This is a genomic window from Agathobaculum sp., assembly GCF_050946325.1.
GTDB lineage: Bacteria > Bacillota > Clostridia > Oscillospirales > Butyricicoccaceae > Agathobaculum.
In genome coordinates, this window is sequence record NZ_JBMNUP010000128.1 from 1 (window position 1) to 5,550 (window position 5,550).

Genomic DNA, 5,550 nt, shown 5'->3' on the forward strand with positions numbered 1-5,550 from the left:
GAAAAGTCATATTATGGTAACCCAGACGGCTGGCCATCGCCCTGCTCTCCGCTATCACATGCTCGTTAATATCCACCCCGATTACCCGGCAGCGGCGGCGAAGCACATCCCGCAGATAATAATTCATCACAAAGCTGAGGTAGGATTTTCCGCAGGCGCAGTCAAGCAGCACGATTTCCTCACTGTCATCCTGCTCGAACATGGGCGCCACCAGTTCCACATAATGGTCAATCTGGTTGTATTTGCGGATCATATCGTTCTTCAGCTTTCCCTCTGCTGTCAAAATACCGATTTCACGCAGCAGTGCCCCCGCCTTGTCCACGCGGATCAGATACTGTCTTCCGCTGTCCAAAAGCGGATTGGCGGCAGCAGCCTGTTCCTCCGCAGAGGCGGTCCGCTCCGCCTGCTTCATCTGTACGCCGCGCGCCGTCACCGTCAGCGTCACCACGGTTCCGCGCTCCGTATACGTCAGCGCTGCCTCGTCAAACTTTTCTGCCTGCTCTGCAAAAAAAGCGCAGAACTGTTCCGCACCAACAGCGCGTTCTGTCCCTTGGAAGGACAGCCGGTAATTCTCCTCCGCCCGCTGCAAGCCGGCAAGAAACTTCTTTTTACCGGACACGAACGTACAGTCTGCCCGCACAAAATAATCTCTGTTCTTTGTCAGTCTGGCCGAAATGCCGCTCAGCAGCAGTTTTAGTTTGGCCTGATCGCCTTTCTGCATCATTCATCACACCTTTACTGGTTATAGTATACCGGAGCCGTCATCCAGCCGCAAGACCTTCCACGCAGAAAACAGCTCCTCTGTACCGTGCGAAACCAGCAGCACCGCCCGTCCGGCACGATATTTTTCAATTGCCCGGCAGGCACGGTCAACCGTCCGTTCATCCAAGCCGGCAAACGGCTCATCCAACAGTAGCGCATCGCCCTCCGCGGCCAACGCTCTCGCCAACGAGACGCGCCTGCGCATGCCGCCGGAAAGGGTTCGCACCGGCTGCTCCAAAGAATCAGGAGGCAGCAGTGCGCCCAGCACTTCCCGTGCCTGCGCCGCACCTCGGCAAACCAAAGCAACATTCTGCACAGCGCTCCAAGCATCTGCCAGCCGATCTTCCTGAAACACGGGGCAGAACCGCACTTTGTCCGCTCCTGTTATCCGTCCGCTGTCCGGCGTTTCCAGCCCCATCAGCAATCGTAAAAACGTTGTTTTGCCCACGCCGGATGCGCCGGAAATTTTCCAGCATTCGCCCTTCTCCATCTGCCAGTTCAGGCAATGTAGCACCGGTTTCCCATCAAATCGTTTGCTCACCTGCTCCAGTTTTATCATGCCGGCGCCCCCCATTTCCGCTGTGCCGCCGCAATCGCATGGATCAGCAATTTCTCCAGGGCAAAACTCAGCCCGATAATCGCAATCGACCATGCGAACAAATCATCTGTATTCAAGTACAATTTGGCAAGATAAAGCTGTTCGCCAATCGAATGCCGCGGCAGCCCGATAATTTCGCCCGCAATGCCCGCTTTGAGCGCCATGCCCACCGTTACGCGGCAGGCCGACAGCAAATATGGAAGCACGGCCGGAATCCAGACTACCCGCGCCCGCTTGGCCGCGCTCAGGCGAAAAACCCGCGCCATTTCCAGCATTTTTCTGTCTGCTCCGGAAATCCCTGTCCGCAAGTTGATATAAACAGCCGGAAAGACGACAAAGTAGGCAGTCAGCACCGATATCCATGCCGAAGGCACCCAAATCAATGCAACCACCACAAAACAGGCAACCGGCAGGCTCTTCATCATGTGTACGGCAGGCTCCAAAACCGCGCGGCATGCCTTTGACCAGCTGCACAGCGCCGCCAGTATGCCGCCCGCCGCAAACGCCGCTGCAAAGCCCGCCGCAATCTTGCCGACCGTACCTGCGACAGACACCCAGAACGCAGCGGTCGGCAACATGGAAAGCAGGCTCTGCACCGTCGGTACAGGGCCTGCAAATAACAGCTTCGGAATCGCCATGGAGACGCCCTGCCACACCGCCAGCCAAAATGCAGCGGCCGCAGCAACGCGCACAAAACGTTTATCCCAAATAGTAGAAGTCTTCATCGGGCAGCGCTCCTCCTACCGCCGCAGGGTCAATCTCATACAAAGCTTCCAGATAGTTGGAAACCCAGGCTTTCATTGCATCGCCGCTTTCTGCTGAAAGCGGGTTGAAATTCTCCAGCACCTGCTGTGCAACGCCCGCCTTAACGATGCCGTATTTTTCAATCAGCTGTGCCGCATCCTCCGTTTTTTCCGAAACACGCTGCACGGACTGCTGATGGTCCGCCAAAAACTGTGCAACCGCCGCCGGATGCTCCTCTGCAAACGCTTTGCGCACAACGGTCACACCAGTTGCAATCCCCTGCCCGTTGAGGGCGCGCCATGGATCATCCAGCGGGAAATTAACCGACATTTCCTGATCCTGCATCAGCGCAACCGTGGCAAACGGCTGCGGCAAAATGCCGACCGCCTGCGCATCCTGTCCCAAAGCAGCCACCACTTCGGTCGGTTCGGATTTAAATTCAATCGTCAGCTCATCTTCTGTGATATCGCTCTTGTTCAGCAGGCAGCGCAGCGTCCATTCGGGTGTTGTTCCCTTGCCCGTCATGTACACCGTCCGGCCTTTCAGTCCGTCCAGCTCCGCGAGCGCTTCATCATGAGAAACCACATAAAGGACGTTTCCGGCATTGACGTTCAAAACCTGTATGTTTCCTTCGGTTTTCTGATACAGCGTTGCAGCCAGATTGGTCGGAATGAGTGCAATATCCACTTTATCCTGCGCCAGCAGCGGCACAACCTCGTCTCCAGCCGTATACATTTCAAACGCATACGGTGCATCCGCATTCCCCTCGTTATCCTGCATCAGCTGCACAAGGCCCATAGATGTCGGTCCCTTAAGCGCGGCTACGCGGGTCACCAGCCCATCCTCATATCCGGCTTCCACTGCATCCGGCGCAGCCGGAGCGGTGTTTTGCGCATCTCCCGTCTGCGCAGACGGCTGGCTGCACCCTGCCAGCATGGAAAAAGCTAAAATCAGGGCAGACAGCCCCACTGTGATACGTTTCATTTTTCATTTCCCCTTTCACTTTGCCAGCATGGATTTTACCTGCACGTCTTTCAGCCGCCCCAGTTTGCCCGACAGCGCGTTGATCGTATCGTTCGGGCACTCCAGCACAATTGTAATAATCGAGCAGTGGTCCTGATGCGGGATGCCCATGCGGCCAATAATGTATTCACCATACTCATGCAGCAGGCGATTGACCTCGCTGCTGGACGCGCGATCATGCACGATAATTCCAAGAATTGCAATTCTTTTTTCCATAACTTATCCTTCCTTCCAAAAAAATACGCCCCACATCATACGATGCAGGACGCAAATCAGCTTTTCCGTTCTTTCATCGCAGACTTTCTCTTTGACAGCAGAATATCATTTTAAACGCTCGCCCATCAGAACAGCTTCTGGGAAAGTTTTCTTTCAAAAGTATACCTCTTCAAGGGAGTTTTGTCAATGTATATTTTCCAGGCGCACGGAAACACTATCATCAAAATCAAAAAGGAGGTCTTTCTCATGGATCGTTCTCAATGCAACAAGGCAATCCGCTGCACGGTTGAGCAGTGTGCAAACCACTGCGATCACGCAGAATACTGCGCGCTGGACGCGATCACCGTCGGCACGCACGAGACCAGCCCGACGGTTGACCAATGCACCGACTGCAAATCTTTTACGCGCAAGTGCTGCTGACAACTTCTTCTCGGAAAGCGGATGTCCTGACTTCCTGTCAGGCATCCGCTTTTTCCCTGTCCGGCATGGACAGCAATCTCCGGTACGTTTTTTCAATCCCCAGCGCGCCAAGCGGCGCCGTAATCAGAATGGACAAAACCGCCACTGTCAGCACCAGTTTTCCGCAGGGCAGCCCCATGGCCAGAGGAACCGCACCAATAGCTGCCTGCACCGTTGCTTTTGGCAGATAAGCGATCATGCAAAAGATCCGTTCCCCTGCATCGAGAGGCGTTTTCAGCAAACAGCACCACACGCCGGCCATTCGGAACAGCAGCACACCGAACAGCAGCACAACCGCCGCCGCACCGGCCTGCAGCGCATATCGGACATCCACTGCCGCGCCCACCAGTACAAACAGCACAATTTCCGCGCCAACCCACAGTTTGGAGCATTTTTCTGACAGTTTGCTGGCGACCGCGCCGCTTTTCTTTTGCAGCAGCACGCCCATGCTCATCACAGCCAGCAGGCCGGAAAACGACACGGCTCCTTTCAGCGCATTTTCCAAGGCGACCAGAAGCAGCGCCGCACTAAGCAGAAGCAGCGTTTTTGCCGTATCCCGCATAGGATGCGCCCGAAAAAACGCCGCGAGCAGCAGGCCTGCCAACAGGCCGCCCAAAATGCCCAGAACAATAGCCACCGGCACCTGTGCAAAATCCAATACCGAAACACTGCCGCCCTGCGCCAATCCTGTAAACACGGTAAAAAGCACAATGACAAACACATCATCCACCGACGCGCCCGCCAGTATCATCTGCGGAACCCCCTGCTTGGTGCCCCAGCCGTTTTCCATCAGCCAGATCATCTTCGGCACAATCACCGCAGGCGATACCGCGCCTACCACAGCGCCCATAATCGCCGCCTCCAGCACGGAGATATGCAGCAGACGGGGCCCCAGCAGAATCATGCCGCAAATCTCAAAACAGGCAGGCACAAAGCACATCAGCACGGCCGGCCTTCCCAGCCGTTTCAGCCCTTCCGTTTCCAGGGACAAGCCTGCGCGCAGCAGAATAATCACCAATGCCATCTGCCGCAGGTCGGCACTGATTCCCAACAGCGTATCATCCAGCAGGTCCAATACGCACGGTCCCAGTAAAATGCCTGTGAGCAGCATACCCAACAGCCGCGGCAAACCGAGCCGGCCGGCAAGCCACCCAAAAAACATTCCAAAAATCAGTACATATGCAAGGCTTGTTAACATTCATATTGCTCCCTTCCGTGCGCCGGTGCATCAAAAAAAGCTGATGACCCGCACGATAATATGGTTCGTGCAGAAGTCATCAGCTCTTTCAAGCGGTTTTGGCATTTTGCCACGGGAGCACTTCATTCCCTTGTATGAAAGTATATCATCCTTCCGGCGGCTTTTCAAGTGTTTTTGCGTTGCCGGTTACAAAAGTAATCGCCCTGCTGTAATTACGAATTTCCGCCCGTTTGACCGCTCCGCCAAATTCACCGTCCAGCGTCCACATCACTTTATCATCGCAGTCAAACGTGATATTTGACGTACGGAAATACACAAACCGATTGGACGCCATATTATTCGTCAGCAGATCGTTCGCCAGCCATTGCAGCTCCATTGGATTTTCTACGGGGTAAACCAGCAGCACTTCATACAGCCCATCATCCAACACCACGCCGTCAGGTTTAATGGTCTTAAAACCGCCGACCGATACCGAATTGGAAACCATGCCATAAATAAAATCATCTTCTATCGTCATTTCCTCGCTGGAAATCCGAATATGATAATCTTT

At 54.6% G+C, this 5,550-nt stretch carries 8 protein-coding genes and 1 riboswitch; of the genes, 1 reads left to right on the forward strand and 7 read right to left on the reverse strand.

Annotated features, from left to right (window positions below; genetic code table 11):
- The 5 genes from ACOYIE_RS08880 to ACOYIE_RS08900 all read right to left on the reverse strand — a co-directional run.
- The coding region (locus tag ACOYIE_RS08880) for a methyltransferase (RefSeq protein WP_433412433.1) at positions 1–721 on the reverse strand (721 nt) is incomplete at its 3' end.
- 21 nt (positions 722–742) lie between these two features.
- Entirely contained in the window at positions 743–1,321 is a 579-nt protein-coding gene (locus ACOYIE_RS08885) for an ABC transporter ATP-binding protein (RefSeq protein ID WP_433412435.1), read from the reverse strand.
- Entirely contained in the window at positions 1,318–2,085 is a 768-nt protein-coding gene (locus ACOYIE_RS08890; RefSeq protein ID WP_433412437.1) for an ABC transporter permease, read from the reverse strand. Before ACOYIE_RS08890 ends, ACOYIE_RS08885 begins: the two co-directional genes overlap by 4 nt.
- Positions 2,060–3,088 carry an ABC transporter substrate-binding protein gene (locus ACOYIE_RS08895; protein ID WP_433412439.1) on the reverse strand — a complete coding sequence of 343 codons (1,029 nt, stop codon included), beginning with the start codon at positions 3,086–3,088 and terminating at the stop codon, positions 2,060–2,062. The genes ACOYIE_RS08890 and ACOYIE_RS08895 overlap by 26 nt, the downstream gene beginning before the upstream one ends.
- 15 nt (positions 3,089–3,103) lie before the next feature.
- A complete protein-coding gene (locus ACOYIE_RS08900) occupies positions 3,104–3,343 on the reverse strand; it encodes a TM1266 family iron-only hydrogenase system putative regulator (protein ID WP_433412441.1) in 240 nt (79 codons plus the stop codon).
- 246 nt (positions 3,344–3,589) lie between these two features.
- On the opposite strand from ACOYIE_RS08900, the gene ACOYIE_RS08905 reads away from it, so the two are divergent.
- Positions 3,590–3,763, forward strand: a complete 174-nt coding sequence (locus ACOYIE_RS08905; RefSeq protein WP_433412443.1) for a DUF1540 domain-containing protein — start codon at positions 3,590–3,592, stop codon at positions 3,761–3,763.
- A 37-nt stretch (positions 3,764–3,800) separates the two neighbouring features.
- Here ACOYIE_RS08905 and ACOYIE_RS08910 read toward each other — a convergent pair whose 3' ends face one another.
- Together ACOYIE_RS08910 and ACOYIE_RS08915 are read right to left on the reverse strand one after the other, a co-directional pair.
- Complete coding sequence (locus tag ACOYIE_RS08910) at positions 3,801–5,000, reverse strand: cation:proton antiporter domain-containing protein (protein WP_433412445.1); 1,200 nt, start codon at positions 4,998–5,000, stop codon at positions 3,801–3,803.
- 63 nt (positions 5,001–5,063) lie between these two features.
- Positions 5,064–5,139, reverse strand: a riboswitch (Fluoride riboswitch).
- A gap of 6 nt (positions 5,140–5,145) precedes the next feature.
- Positions 5,146–5,550: diacylglycerol/lipid kinase family protein (locus ACOYIE_RS08915; RefSeq protein WP_433412447.1), on the reverse strand; the 405-nt coding region annotated here is incomplete at its 5' end.